The following is a 13,492-nucleotide window of genomic DNA, read 5'->3' as shown; positions in this document are numbered from 1 at the left end:
ACCAATCACAGGTCCAGTCAATTGGAGATTCTCGTTTTCCGCTTCTATTAATTGTAACACACTGCCGGGGATAAGTTCCGACAATCGATGCTCAATCTTACTAGAATGGTAAAAAGTTTTAGAACATTCTAAGTAATAAATTAGGATAATACGGATATGGATTTGAGTTCCATCATAAGCCTATTGATTCTTTAAATTAAATAAGAGGAATATGGCGCAACAGTTGTAGGCAAAGGGAAACCACCTTTTGTAGGCGGTACGGAAATACCTCCAACTAAAGTTGAAATTAGAAGAAAACAATAGATAAGAGGTGTACTTATGTCTTTATACGAATTAGAAAAAGTTGATTTTATGGGCTACAATAAAGAAGAAAAAATAGCCTATTTAGTCATCGCTGATGAATTAGACTGGTCTGATGAGGAAAAACATATTGAATTACTGCAAGAAAAAATCAATTTGTATTTGGGCTTTATAGAAAGTGACGAGGTTTACGAAAGGTATCCTGAAGTAAAAGGGTATGGTTTTGTTATTAAGATATTCGGGAAATATCTTTTTACTGAATGGGGCATAGAATTTTTAGAAAAGATTGATGAGGCTCTCGTTGAAGCTGGATATGGTTTTCAATACGTGCATAAACCATTTGATGAGCCTGAACAAACAAATAATATAACTGACTAGCAAAGAGCGTTTTTAAGCGCTCTTTTTAATGCACTTTAATCTGTTGCATATACTCATTATCATATATCCCGTTATAATATTTTTAAACCTCTTGCACATACATCAATTTATAGACAAAAAAAAACCTTGTTATCAAAAGATAACAAGGTTTTTTTAGCGTCCCAGGAGAGATTCGAACTCCCGACCGTACGCTTAGAAGGCGTATGCTCTATCCGGCTGAGCTACTGGGACATGGAGCGGGTGAAGAGAATCGAACTCTCGACCAGAGCTTGGAAGGCTCTTGTTTTACCACTAAACTACACCCGCATATGTTATTTTCTTTTCTTCGTTAGCGCCGTTGCCCTATCGACAATATTTATTATATGTATAACCACACATAAAGTCAACACCTTTTTTAAAAGAGGATAAATTTTCTTATCCTCTTTTAAAAACTGCTTGTTCAACTAGTTGTCCGTCTAACGTTTCAAAACGAACTTCCATTTGATTTTCATCCATTTCTAATAAAGCAAATGTCTTTTCTACACGTTGACGTGGTAATAAAATACTGCCTGGATTAATAAATAAAACGCCCTCGATTAATTCCGCACCTAATACGTGAGAATGTCCGAAGCATGCAACTTGCGCTCCCACTTCTTCAGCATGGTACGCTAGCGTTTGTAATGTCATTTTCACATTATGGCGATGTCCATGCACTACTAAGAAGCGAATTCCATCTACATCAGTTACAATTTCATCTTGAAAGTTAGCATAATCACAGTTTCCTTTTACAACATGGAAACCTTGCAGTTCTTCATGAGCAGGCGTTAGCTCTGAATCACCGCAATGAATCATGATATCTACTTTCCCTTCATATTTCTCTTTCAACTGCTGTAATTCCTTCACAGAGCTATGACTATCGCTTACGATTAAAGCTTTCATCATTCTCTCTCCCTTATTCTCCTAAAAACCATTCCGGGATTTTTTCTTCTAACTTACGAAGAGCACGGCCACGATGGCTAATAGCATTTTTTTCATCTGAACTTAATTCCGCCATTGCTTTTTTGTATTCTTCCACATAAAAAATCGGATCGTATCCAAAGCCATTTTCTCCGCGGCGTTGTTCTAAGATAAATCCTTCACATGTCCCATTTACAATGACAGGCTTTTTATCACCTTCAGGGAAAGCAACTGCTAATGCACAATAGAAACGAGCTTTACGCTTTTCAAAGTCAACGCCATTTAATTCTTGTAACACTTTATCGATATTTGCTTGGTCATTTTTCGGTTCACCAGCAAAACGCGCTGAATACACTCCTGGTTTTCCATTTAAAGCATCTACAATAAGACCCGAATCATCCGCAATTACGATAGAATTCAACTGTCTACTCAAACTATCCGCTTTTAAGATCGCATTTTCTTCAAATGTTTCACCAGTTTCTTCGACTTCTTCAATATGAGGAAAATCGTGTAATGATTTCACTTCTAAATCAAATCGCTCAAATAACTCAGCAAACTCACGTACTTTTCCCATATTTTTTGTCGCTACAACAACTTGTTTCATACTTTCCACCTCTACTCTATATGAGATACGATGTCACCTAAAGCTTCTTTTTGTATATCAATCAGTTGGAAAATGCCTTTTTCCGCAGCATCAAGTAGTTCATTTAACTGCGCTCTACTAAACGTCGCTTCTTCTCCAGTTCCTTGCACTTCAACAAATTGGCCTTTTCCAGTCATAATTACGTTCATATCAACGTCTGCTTTAGAATCTTCTGCATAGTTTAAATCTAAAACAACACCTTGCTCTTCAACAATTCCTACTGACGTTGCTGCTAAATAATCTTTTACTGGAATTTTAGATACTTTTTCTGCTTGTAATAATTTCTCGAAAGCTAATACCATCGCTACATATGCACCTGTAATAGACGCTGTTCTCGTTCCACCATCTGCTTGGATAACATCACAGTCAATCCAAACTGTTCTCTCGCCAAGCGCTTCTAAATCAACTACCGCACGTAATGCTCGTCCAATTAGACGTTGAATTTCCATTGTACGTCCTGTTACTTTCCCTTTACTTGACTCCCTAATTGTACGTTGTTCTGTCGCACGTGGAATCATCGCATATTCAGCTGTTACCCAGCCCTTTCCTTCTCCACGCATAAATGGCGGGACACGCTCTTCAATTGTCGCTGAGCAAATCACCTTTGTATCCCCAACTTCAATTAATACAGATCCCTCTGGATGTTTTAAATAATTCGTATGAATATGTATATGGCGTAATTCTGTTTTCTCTCTACCATCTACTCGCATAAAAATAACCTCCTCTTAATTACTACTCGTTAGTATAGCCAAATTTAAATGTATGATATGTATACAATAAAAGAAGGAGAACCCAAAAAGCAATTCTCCTTTCTTACTTAAGTATATCAAATTATTCAAGATTAAAAACTACCTGTATTCACGTTTTCTGGACGATCTACAGGTTTTATTAACTTTCCGCCCTTTTCATCTATAAGATTTGCTTTTCCATTCACTTCAATAGAAATATTTTTCACACCTTTCTTTTCTGTTAAAGATAAAACTAACGACTTCAATACGTAATTTGAGATCATATTTTTATCTGGGTTTACAAATATATTTTCATTAAAGTTTAATGTAAGATTTCCGTCTTGTAATTTCGGATTCGTAATAAGCTTAACGCCTGGATTAAAATCATTCAGGAGTGATTGATGAATCGGACCTTTTACAAGTTCATCTATAATTGCTGCATAATCATTTTCTTTTCCTTCCGCAACGCGGCGTGTGACTGGTACGTAGTATTGCTGTTTATTATTATTTTGCGCCATGAAATATAGTGTGACTGGTTTTGTATTCGTTACATCTGCTACTTGTTCATCATCAAAGTTAATACCATTTGCACGGCTCACTCCTTCACCAAGCGGTGTACCAGCAACCGGCATTTTCGCCAATTTCTCACCATTTATTTGGAACTGCACTTGTTTTATCTCTGCAAATTGCGTCAACGTCCACGCTATAGATTCAATGATTTGACGCTCTTCTTCTTTCGCATAGTTTTTCATTTCTTTAGAGAAATCAATAACTGCCGTCCCGTCCTTTTTCAAATCTAAAGTCATCGTTGTATTCGCCGGAATGACTGCACGAAACCCATTCGGTAATAAATTCGTTACCGGTCCATCTTTCACAAGGTATTCTAACGTTTGCTTCACAGTCTCATTTGCTTTCGGAGTAGGTATAGCTAACGTTTGTGGTACAACATAACCATTTTTATCAACAAGGTATAGTTCTCTATTTACCATTTGCCCTTGCTTATCTTTTTTAGCTACTTCTTTCTTCCCACCCTCTGTATACGTAACTTGTTTTGGCGGATCAATTTGTTCAGTTGCTTTCTCCTGATTTATAAAGCCACACCCTGTTAGTAAAACAGCGCTCACAGTAGCACCAACAACCCATTTAAAAGTGGATTTAGGCATGCCATTCCCCCCTAAAATCTAAGTTTGTACTATTATGTATACGAGCCGTTTCACATTTTAGAACAAGCTGTGCCTCTTATAAAGTGAAACTTTAATCAGTGGAGGGTCTAACCGCCCAGCAAATAGCAAGATAAAACAAAAAACTCCTGATTTCTCAGGAGCTCACTTATATGAATTCTACTATTATTCTTTTTCTAAATGAATATGCTTCACATTTTCAATCGGTTGACCGAACCATTTTGATGCAATTTCTTTAAACAAGCCTATTTTTCCTGTTGTTAAGAAGAGATGATCGCTTTGTTCTTCTCCTTCATTCAACATTTTACTATGATATAAGATTGTACTTACTTCACGTGCTGTTTCATCACCAGAACTAATTAGTTGTACTTTATTTCCCATTACTTTTTTAATAACAGGTCCTAAAATCGGATAGTGTGTACACCCTAATATAAGTGTATCAATATCGGTACTTTTCAGTGGTTGCAGCGTTTCTCTTACAACTTCATACGCCATTTCACTTTCGAAATTCCCACTCTCTACAAGTTCAACGAAAGGTGGACAAGCTAAACTTTCTACCATAACACGGTTATTAATAGACTTTAACGCCTCTTCGTATGCACCACTTTTCACCGTTCCAATCGTTCCAATAATCCCAACGTGATACGTGTTTGTCACTTTTAAAGCTGTACGTGATCCTGGGTGAATAACTCCTACTACTGGAATTGGTAATTGTTTTTGCATCTCTTCTAATACAACTGCAGTTGCTGTATTACACGCAATAACTAACATTTTAATATTTAAACCTAGTAAATGCTCCGTCATTTCCCACGTAAATTGACGTACTTCTTCTCGAGAACGTGGACCATAAGGACAACGTGCTGTATCTCCTAAATATATGATACGCTCTTTCGGCAACTGACGAATTAATTCCTTCGCTACTGTTAAACCGCCAACTCCTGAATCGATAACACCGATTGCTCTATTCAACTTCATCACCCATTTTCTCATTCATCATCTTTTATGTTTATCATTATATTTTACACACTTTAAGTTCGCTCACTTCAAATGCTTCTGTATGAAAATTTTCATTTGCCCATGTATAGACTAGGACCTTTTTTATTTTGCTCCTTTTTTTCATAATTTGCAAGATAGAAAAATAACCGACCTTCTATAAGAAAGTCGGTTTCTTCTATATAAAGTGCATATTCATTGATCCATCTTTTTTTGAAAAGAAGACATTCCCATTAATAAGACGAAATGAACAGAAATTAAAATGACGATCAAAATAAAATTCAATCGATAACTATTTGTAGATTCCATAATTTTGCTCGCTACAGCTGGTCCGAATGCCATACCGAAAAAGTTAATTAAATTATATAAACCAAGGCCAACTCCAACTTTAGCTGGATTTAATGTTTTCGGAATAAATGTGTTTAATGATACTTGAATTGCCGAATAACTCATAAATGTTAAAATAACCGCAAATAAAATAAAGAGTAAGTTCCCGTCTGGAATAATCCCTAAAATTAAAAAGCCAATGATCATAACTACAGACGCTACATACATCATCCTCACATTCCCAAACGCAGGAATAATCTTTCCGGTAATAAAACTAGATACAATACCAAAGAGAGATGCAACAAACAATACAATTCCAATAACGAACGGAGACAATCCGTGCCCTCTTCCTAACAGTAATGGTAATAATAATAAACTAGCACATAACGCCACATTAATGATAAATCCGACCGCTATTAAACGCAGGAATGGTTTATTTGTAAACAACTCAATATCAATAAACGGCGACTCTGCTCTCTTCATATGAGCCTTGAATAAAAATAGGAAAGCAACAGATAACACAAAAAGCCAACTATTAATATTCACTCCTAATAAAACGGTCGTAATCAATACAAATAATAAAAATGCTCCAATGAAATCAAAGTGGAACACTTCATCGGTATGTTGCACCTCTTCTGGCATAAATTTTACGAGCAAGAAAATACCAACCATTGAAATAACCATAAATAAAAATAAATACGGCCACCCTAACGTATTTGTAATTGCCCCACCAACTAAAGGTCCAATACCAACCGCTAATGCAATAGAAGAACTAATCATTGCTAACGCACCCGGTTTTTTAGTTGGAGCAACTAATTTCGCCACCGCAATCATACTAAGCGCAATAAACGCTGCTCCTCCGCTCGCCTGCACTAACCTTGCGAAAATGATAATCTCATAAGATTGATTCAAAAACCCAACAATAGAACCCGCTACAAATATGATAATAGAAATAATTAATAGCCTTTTTACACTGTAACGATCAGCCAGTTTTCCATATATCATCGAACCGATACCGACGACTAAAGAATACCCTACTACAACCCAACTTACTTTCAATTGACTAATTGATAAATCATTGGCAATATCCTCTAGCGCTACATTAAATAACACAGCGTTCATCGGTCCTAACAAAACAATAAAACATAATGTAAAAACAAACCATTTCGAATGGTTACTTATATCTTTCCCCATGTGTAACACTCTCCTGATTGCAATTTTAAAACTGTCAAACTATAGATAAAAAAATGAAGTTATTTAAATGTTGTATCACCACTAAACAACTTCATTAAATGTATAAATGGTGCTAATTTATCGCGCGATAAATTGAATTCGAAACGAAAAACATACAAAGTAAACTAATTTAGTCTTTTTAGTTTACTTTGTTCAAAAGTTATTATACACTAATTTCGAAGCTGATATAAGGAGGACTGGCATGATTATTCAAATTTGCATTTTTTAACTTAATAAAATGAAACGAACACAGAACTTTTATATAGAAGAGACATTATAGGAGGATTATGATGAAGAAAAAAATGTTAGTTGTATTAACAAGCGTAGAAAAATACCCAAATTTAAATAGGGCTACCGGACTTTGGCTCGGTGAAGCTGTACATTTCGTAAAAAAAGTAGAAGAAGCGGGTTACGAAGTTGATTACGTCAGTCCACAAGGCGGTTATACACCAATTGATCCACATAGTTTAGCAATGGCGGAGAGCATCGATTGGGAATGGTACCAAAAGAAAGAGTTTATGAATCGCCTCGGTTCTACAATGAAACCAAGTGAAGTGAATCCAGAAGACTACGCTGTTATTTATTACGCAGGTGGTCACGGGGTTATTTGGGACTTCCCAGAAAATAAAGAACTTCAAAATATTAGCCGCAATATTTATGAAAACGGCGGTATTGTTTCTTCCGTTTGTCATGGAGCAGCTGGTTTATTTCATATTACATTAAGTAATGGGGATCGTTTAATTAGCGGTAAGAAGGTAACAGGCTTTTCAAATGAAGAAGAAAAATTAGCTGAATTAGATCAATTCGTTCCATTTTTAACAGAAGATGAACTCATTAAAAATGGAGGACTTTACGAAAAAGCTGCACAGCCTTGGGAAGCTTTTTCTCTAGAAGATAATCGTGTTATCACTGGTCAAAACCCAGCTTCAGGTGGTTCAGTAGCCGAATTAGTATTAAAACAGTTGCAAAAATAATATGTACTAAAAAAGCAGATTCCCCTCTACTAAGGGAGATCTGCTTTTTTACGAAATCATTTGCAAAATAGCAATAACTTCTTTTTCAATTTCAGAATCATCAATTGCTTCTATATACTCTGGTTTAAAAAGTTGATACTTCTTTAATTGATAAAAATCAAATATCGCTTTCTTTAAAGTAATATCGTACTGAATACAAAAAGAATGATCTATAATACGTCGTAACATCACATCATCTTGTACCATAAATAATTGTGCATTCATTTTATTAAAATAACCTTGTTCCATACCCGCTTCAAAAAACATTTGCAAATTATGATTACGATTTTGTTGTGCAGCGACTAATTGATCTGACAAATGCGGATATGCTTCTTTCAAATCTTGCAAAAAAACATCCGAAATATATGTCACACATTTTAAAGAGTGGATAAACGTCTTTTGGAAACGTTCTGCAAAAGACATGCTTTCATCTTGATTGTCCGCATCACCTTCGAGTAGATAATTCATAAAATCCTCTACTACCGCCTCAATAATTTCATCTTTCGAAGAAAAACGTTTATATAAAGTAGCTTTACTAATATCCATATATTTCGCAATTTCATCTATTTTCAATTGGCTAAAACTCGTCTTTCTAATAACGGGCTTTATTTTATTAATATAAGTATTTGCACATGCGACTTTTCTCATTTAAAAGAGCCTCCCCTTTTGTCCATACAAAATAGTATAGCAAATTCACGAATGATTATAAATGAAGTTATTATACTCATTATGCTTTTTTAGTTTATTACATTTTCATATACTATACATAAAGAACTAGAATCCATTATCACCAACTGGACAGTTACAAACCAATTTTGAGGGGGGAATTTTAGGATAAAAATACCCACTACCTTTGTTAGTAGCGGGTACTTTTTCTATAATTTATTTACAGCCCTTTTTATAGCCTTACCTATTTCCACGCTAGACTGTGGATTTTGCCCTGTAATTAAATGCCCATCTACTACCACATGCGGCGTAAAATTAGGCGCTACATAAAACAAAGCTCCTTCTTCTTTCAACTTACTTTCTAACAAAAACGGAACGCGCTTTTCTAAATGTACAGCTTTTTCTTCATCGTTTGTATAACCTGTTATACGCTTACCGGCAACAAAAAACGAGCTATCCTTATTTTTCACACCGACTAAGGAGCTTACTCCGTGACAAACAGCCGCTACAATCCGGTTATTGTTATACATATTCTCAATCAAATTTGCTACATATGGATTGCCTGGAAAATCTACAATCGCCCCGTGCCCACCACCAAATAAAACCGCATCATAATCCGAGAAATGAACATTTGAAATCGGCCTCGTATTTTGTAATAAAGAAGCTACATGCTTGAATTCGCGAGGTATACCATTCGGAATAGACACTCTATCTATAGGTACTCTCCCGCCTTTTATTGACACAATATCAACATCAAACTTAGCCTTTTTAAATAAATGATAAGGAGCTGCGAGCTCTTCAAGCCACAAACCCGTCGGGTGTCCATTCATATCATGAGCACTTGTTGAAACTAACAGTATCCTTTTCAACATATCCCCTCCTTATTACCTATTTATGTATGGAGTGTTCTTATCATTCATATAGCAAGTGAAGCAAACAAAAAAATAGCCGACTCTTTGTATAAAAGTCGGCTGCTTTCTTATAGTTCGAGCTCTCCCATACGAAGAAGCTCCACAACTGCTTGTGAACGTCCTTTAACCCCTAGCTTTTGCATTGCGTTTGAGATGTGGTTGCGAACTGTCTTTTCACTTATAAAAAGTTCACCTGCAATTTCCTTCGTTGTTTTATCTTGAACCAGTAATTCAAATACTTCTCTTTCTCTCTTTGTGAGTAAAGGTTTAGATTGATACGCTTTTTCCTTCAACTGGTATAACCCTCCTTGCTTAAGCCAGAGCTGTGTATGTGTAAGTTGGGTGTTTATTTAGTCAAGATATTGTATGAACGAAATGTGCAGGTGGTGAATGAAAATGGGCTTTATTTCCTATGTTATTTTAGACTTTTATACAGTGCGTACACTCTTTTTATCCACTTACTTTCCAACGCGCCATATTTGTTCTAGCAATATACTTACAACCGTACCTACAAATAAACCATTACCGAATATATATTGCATAACAGACGGCAAGGATTGGAGTGCTCCAGACGGTAAAAACATAACGCCGCTGCCAAATAATACCGCAACGCCTAAAATCGTTACATTCCTTTCACTCATCGGCACTTGTTTTATATTATTAAATCCAATTCCAATTAACTGTACGAACGAAGCCATTAAAACAGCCGATGCGATAGCAGATGGTAAAGATGCTAAGTAACGAATAATACTTGGAAAAAGAGACATTACGACTAGTAACGCACATGCCATTAAGAACGATCGTATATACTTTTGTTTTGTTAAACGTATAAATCCTGCCGTTGCTGGTAACGGAACGACACCTACAGTTGAAAATACAGAAGAGATGATATGTGAAATCCCCCCAACCCATGTTCCATCTTTCAACTGTTTTTGTTCAATAGTCGCTTTATGAATAGTTGCTTGATTAATTGCTATAATAGCTGCCACCGTATTCGAAACTAAAATACATACCATAACGAAACTTGACACAGCCATACCTGTATTCCATTTCGGAAGTCCCCAAGCAAATATATGTGGAAGTTGCACAAAATGAGTTACTTGAGATGGGATTGTCACTTTTCCTGCAATGAGAAAAATAATCCACCCACTAATTAATCCTATTAAAACTGCATAACTTTTGACAAAGCCTTTTCCGAAATTAGATAGTATAATAACGAACAAAAATATACTAAACGCGATCATTGCTGTAAATCCGTCGATTTGAGAAATAGTAGCTGTAATTCCTAACATTCCTTTTAAAAATACACCACTTAATTGTAAACATAATAAAAGTAAAAACGTCCCTGTCACAAGCGGCGTAAATAAAAATAAAATACGTCCTATAAAACCAGTTACTCCTAATCCTATTAAAAGAACACCGGAGATTATCATTCCTAATTCTAAAATTTGCAGTGTACTATGTAATTGATCCTGTCCGGCCGTTGCATAAGCAAGTACGGTAAATACACCAACCCAAGATCCAGCCGGCCCATCCGCAATTGGCAGTCTATGCCCAAGCCAGCCTTGTAAAAAAGAAGATATACCAACTACAAAAAACGTACGCTGCATTAAATAAAATATTTCTTCCGTCGTAAGATGAAATAATCCGCCAACGACAATTGGTAGTGCGATTGAATTTGCTAATAAAAATATAAACCATTGCAAAGTTCCCATAATATGATTTTGGTTATGTTGATTGTCCAAAATTTTCATCCCTTCTAGCTTTCCTATAAAAAATATATTGTAAGAATAAAAAAGAAGAGTTCTAGACTTACCATTAGAACCCCCCTCAAAATATTTAAACGATTCTTCTACACAAGATTATTTAATTCCACCTCATTTAAACTTCCAACAACAATATTTCCTTTATACACGACTAAACGTTTTTCTGTTTGACGCGCTACTGCTTCAGCAGCGCATGTCGCATTTGTCAAAACAAAACTCGCTTCATCCCCTACATTCGGCCATACTCGCTTCCCTTCATTATTTAACATTTCTTTTCCTCCTGTAATAAAGCGAAGTGCTTTTCCTAAAGACCTTTCGTCACTCCACCCAAAACGCTCTGCTAATCGATTCGCCTTTTGAAGCATATCACCTGTTCCAAACGGTGACCAATGATCTGTAATACTATCATTCCCTAATGAAACCTTAACACCTTTTTTATCTAATAACGGAATTGGGATTACTTGTTTACCAATTGGTACCGTTGAAGTAATATCAATATTTACATTTGCGAGTCTTCCTGCCACTTCTTCAGCCTCTTTATCAGTAACACCACCAAGTCCAAGTGCATGACTAATTGTTACACGACCTTGCCATCCTGCTTCTTCTGTTAAACTTGCCAATCTCTTCATCGTAAATGTTCCAAGATTATTCGCATCATGCAAATGAATATCAACATCCGCATTAAATTCTACTGCGATATCCATAATTGTATGTAATGATTTTTCAATGTCATTATCCACTGTAGCTGGATCTACGCCTCCGACTAGATGAGCACCCATACGCATCGCATCTTTCACGAGTTGTACAGAATTACTGCGCAATAATCCATGTTGCGGGAACGCAACAATTCTACTAGACACTCGATTTTTATATGTTTCTAATGCCGCTAACGTCGCCTCCAAATTACCAAGCCCAATAATTGGATCAACATTACAATGCGTTCTAATATTCGTTGCACCATTTTGCAGTAGTAACTCTAGCATATTTTCCGCTCTATTTTGGGCAGTCGCTAATTGCTTTGGTAAAATTTTTTCTTCTTCATTAAAACGTGTAAAAATACTTTCTGCTGGCATACAAGCTTTCCAAGGACCACTATAATATGTCTTATCAATGTGAATATGCATCTCTTCGAAAGCGGGCAAAATTAATAAACGATTAGCATCAAGAATGAGTACCCCTTCCTCTTGAACAGTCCCTGCTATAATTTTTTTAATTCGTCCCTCTTCAATAAGTAAACTACATAACTCTGTTTCTGTTTTTGAAATTCTCCCCTCTTCATATGTATACCCCGATTCAAGCGTTACATTAGTCAACCAATATACCGTCATCTCTATTTCCCCACCCTTTATTAAAAGTTACCTCTTACTATAATTTTAATATCAACTGAAAATTAAGACAATTAATATGACTGTTCCCTAAAAAAATGTCATACAACCTCATAGTCTCCTCATAGATTTCCATATAGAATAGAAGTATAGAGTTTGCTATAAAAAGGAGTGTATTGGAAGATGTCAAAAAGATTATGTAAATCCGAAACTGATAAAATGCTATTTGGTATATGCGGTGGTTTAGGAGAATATTTTGATATTAGCTCTACTCTCATTCGCATACTTTGGGTCATTGCAGTTTTATGTTTTGGGACGGGGTTTTTAGTTTATTTTATTTGTTTATTACTTATGCCACACTCTTACTAATAACATTCTTTCATATATTTGAGCATAGTGTATACAAAATCCCCTATAGATTTTTCTATAGGGGATTTTTTCATGAAGAATATTTCATCGTTAAATGTAATACCGCCACTTCTTCTTCTTCATTTTTATAAATATGCTTCTTATTCGCTTCAAATTGAATGGAATCAAACTCATTTAATTCATATACATCATTCTCCACTTGAATAGACACTTTCCCTTTCATTACCGTTACAAGCTCAATCGCACCTTCATGATGAGCTTCTGGTTCATATATACTATTTGATCGTAAACAAGCACGGTGCATTTCCATCCCTGTTTCTTTCGTATAACGGAACATCGTTTCTAAATGCCATGCTTGTCCTACATCTACTGCAAATCCTTCTCCACAGCGCGCAACGGCTACTGGTTCTCCAAAAACCATTAATCTAGATAAAGGAATTGATAACCCTTTCGTTATTTTCCAAATGACAGCTAGCGTCGGATTTGTTTCCCCTCTTTCGATCTTTCCTAATGTTAATTTACTAACTCCTGTTTTATGAGCTAATTCTTCTAAACTTAATTTCTGTTCATTTCGAATTTGTCTCAATAACTGTCCAACTTGTTGAATGACTTCTTTCGTTTGCATATCTTCATTTTCTTTCATATATAAAACCACCTCGAAGTATAAAATAGTTTACTTTTATTTAATTAAAGTATATCATACTATACATAATTATTTATTTT

Annotated in this window: 15 protein-coding genes and 2 tRNA genes; 3 read left to right on the top strand and 14 right to left on the bottom strand. The window is 35.6% G+C overall.

What is annotated here, in order from left to right:
* The first annotated feature begins 318 nt into the window (after positions 1–318).
* Positions 319–678, top strand: coding sequence for a DUF6572 domain-containing protein (locus AC1Q8L_RS10150; RefSeq protein ID WP_000061063.1), 360 nt, complete (start codon positions 319–321; stop codon positions 676–678).
* Between the two features lie 157 nt (positions 679–835).
* On the opposite strand, the gene AC1Q8L_RS10145 is transcribed toward AC1Q8L_RS10150, so the two are convergent.
* The 8 genes from AC1Q8L_RS10145 to AC1Q8L_RS10110 form a co-directional block, all read right to left on the bottom strand.
* Positions 836–909 (bottom strand) — tRNA-Arg (locus AC1Q8L_RS10145).
* Position 910: 1 nt separating this feature from the next.
* Positions 911–984 (bottom strand) — tRNA-Gly (locus AC1Q8L_RS10140).
* Between the two features lie 108 nt (positions 985–1,092).
* Entirely contained in the window at positions 1,093–1,596 is a 504-nt protein-coding gene (locus AC1Q8L_RS10135; protein WP_000645488.1) for a metallophosphoesterase, read from the bottom strand.
* Between the two features lie 13 nt (positions 1,597–1,609).
* A complete protein-coding gene (locus AC1Q8L_RS10130; RefSeq protein ID WP_000815949.1) occupies positions 1,610–2,218 on the bottom strand; it encodes an XTP/dITP diphosphatase in 609 nt (202 codons plus the stop codon).
* Positions 2,219–2,229: 11 nt separating this feature from the next.
* Positions 2,230–2,967 (bottom strand): ribonuclease PH, encoded by a 738-nt coding sequence (rph, locus tag AC1Q8L_RS10125; protein ID WP_001261762.1) that lies wholly within the window; start codon positions 2,965–2,967, stop codon positions 2,230–2,232.
* Positions 2,968–3,098: 131 nt separating this feature from the next.
* Positions 3,099–4,148, bottom strand: a complete 1,050-nt coding sequence (gene gerM / locus AC1Q8L_RS10120; RefSeq protein WP_001126742.1) for a spore germination protein GerM — start codon at positions 4,146–4,148, stop codon at positions 3,099–3,101.
* 183 nt (positions 4,149–4,331) lie between these two features.
* Positions 4,332–5,141 carry a glutamate racemase gene (gene racE, locus AC1Q8L_RS10115; protein ID WP_000774008.1) on the bottom strand — a complete coding sequence of 270 codons (810 nt, stop codon included), beginning with the start codon at positions 5,139–5,141 and terminating at the stop codon, positions 4,332–4,334.
* Between the two features lie 213 nt (positions 5,142–5,354).
* On the bottom strand, positions 5,355–6,680 hold the full coding sequence (locus AC1Q8L_RS10110; RefSeq protein WP_025117769.1) for an MFS transporter: 1,326 nt from the start codon (positions 6,678–6,680) through the stop codon (positions 5,355–5,357).
* Between the two features lie 329 nt (positions 6,681–7,009).
* Here AC1Q8L_RS10110 and AC1Q8L_RS10105 point away from each other — a divergent pair, with 329 nt between their 5' ends.
* Positions 7,010–7,693 (top strand): type 1 glutamine amidotransferase domain-containing protein, encoded by a 684-nt coding sequence (locus AC1Q8L_RS10105; RefSeq protein ID WP_016512277.1) that lies wholly within the window; start codon positions 7,010–7,012, stop codon positions 7,691–7,693.
* A gap of 48 nt (positions 7,694–7,741) precedes the next feature.
* Here the strand turns inward: AC1Q8L_RS10105 and AC1Q8L_RS10100 are convergent, their stop codons facing one another.
* From AC1Q8L_RS10100 to AC1Q8L_RS10080, 5 genes are all read right to left on the bottom strand, one after another.
* A complete protein-coding gene (locus AC1Q8L_RS10100) occupies positions 7,742–8,380 on the bottom strand; it encodes a TetR/AcrR family transcriptional regulator (RefSeq protein WP_016512276.1) in 639 nt (212 codons plus the stop codon).
* Between the two features lie 227 nt (positions 8,381–8,607).
* Complete coding sequence (locus AC1Q8L_RS10095; RefSeq protein ID WP_016512275.1) at positions 8,608–9,270, bottom strand: type 1 glutamine amidotransferase domain-containing protein; 663 nt, start codon at positions 9,268–9,270, stop codon at positions 8,608–8,610.
* 107 nt (positions 9,271–9,377) lie between these two features.
* Positions 9,378–9,602 carry a spore germination transcription factor GerE gene (gene gerE / locus AC1Q8L_RS10090; protein ID WP_000659484.1) on the bottom strand — a complete coding sequence of 75 codons (225 nt, stop codon included), beginning with the start codon at positions 9,600–9,602 and terminating at the stop codon, positions 9,378–9,380.
* A 165-nt stretch (positions 9,603–9,767) separates the two neighbouring features.
* Positions 9,768–11,063: a purine/pyrimidine permease gene (locus tag AC1Q8L_RS10085; protein ID WP_016512274.1), complete on the bottom strand. Its 1,296-nt coding sequence runs from the start codon at positions 11,061–11,063 to the stop codon at positions 9,768–9,770.
* A 98-nt stretch (positions 11,064–11,161) separates the two neighbouring features.
* On the bottom strand, positions 11,162–12,403 hold the full coding sequence (locus tag AC1Q8L_RS10080) for an amidohydrolase family protein (RefSeq protein ID WP_025117768.1): 1,242 nt from the start codon (positions 12,401–12,403) through the stop codon (positions 11,162–11,164).
* Positions 12,404–12,583: 180 nt separating this feature from the next.
* Here AC1Q8L_RS10080 and AC1Q8L_RS10075 point away from each other — a divergent pair, with 180 nt between their 5' ends.
* Positions 12,584–12,769 carry a PspC domain-containing protein gene (locus tag AC1Q8L_RS10075; RefSeq protein WP_000044336.1) on the top strand — a complete coding sequence of 62 codons (186 nt, stop codon included), beginning with the start codon at positions 12,584–12,586 and terminating at the stop codon, positions 12,767–12,769.
* A gap of 70 nt (positions 12,770–12,839) precedes the next feature.
* On the opposite strand, the gene AC1Q8L_RS10070 is transcribed toward AC1Q8L_RS10075, so the two are convergent.
* A complete protein-coding gene (locus AC1Q8L_RS10070) occupies positions 12,840–13,412 on the bottom strand; it encodes a helix-turn-helix domain-containing protein (RefSeq protein ID WP_000661921.1) in 573 nt (190 codons plus the stop codon).
* Positions 13,413–13,492: the final 80 nt, after the last annotated feature.

The sequence above is a fragment of the Bacillus sp. GW823-FHT06A11 genome, from assembly GCF_058795355.1.
Note: the sequence above shows the minus strand (reverse complement) of the source record. Positions and strands in the feature narration are given on the sequence as shown.